The following is a 522-nucleotide window of genomic DNA, read 5'->3' as shown; positions in this document are numbered from 1 at the left end:
CCTGGATCGCCACCATCGCCCCACCCGAAGGCAACGCCTGCATCAACCGCCCACGCTCCACCACAAGCCGCGCCGCGTCCTCAAGGCTCAACACCCCCGCCACATGCGCGGCGGCCACCTCACCCACCGAATGCCCGGCGACGAAGTCCGCGCGCACCCCCCACGACTCAACAAGCCGGAACAGCCCCACCTCAAGCGCGAAGATCGCCGGCTGGGCAAACTCAGTCCGATCCAACACCCCCGCCTCCCCACCCCACACCACATCCCTCAACGGCAGCCCCGCCGCCTCACACACCGCGTCGAACGCCCCCGCGAACACCGGAAACGCCTCATACAACTCCCGCCCCATACCCAGACGTTGACTCCCCTGCCCGGTAAACAGAAACGCCGTGAGGCCGCCGCGGGCCACATCGACGATGCGCTCGGAGCCGACGAGCACCGCGCGGTGCTCAAGGGCCGCCCGCCCGGTCGCGGCCGAGAACGCCACGTCCAGCGCGTCGCCCTCCACCGAGGTGACGCGCT

General features: G+C 70.3%; 1 protein-coding gene. It reads right to left on the bottom strand.

The window, feature by feature from the left end; all coding sequences use genetic code 11:
- Positions 1-522: acyltransferase domain-containing protein (locus DEH69_RS03375; protein ID WP_113685369.1), on the bottom strand; the 522-nt coding region annotated here is incomplete at both ends.

Source organism: Streptomyces sp. PT12 (genome assembly GCF_003311645.1).
GTDB lineage: Bacteria > Actinomycetota > Actinomycetes > Streptomycetales > Streptomycetaceae > Streptomyces.
This window is presented reverse-complemented; position numbering and strand designations above follow the sequence as displayed.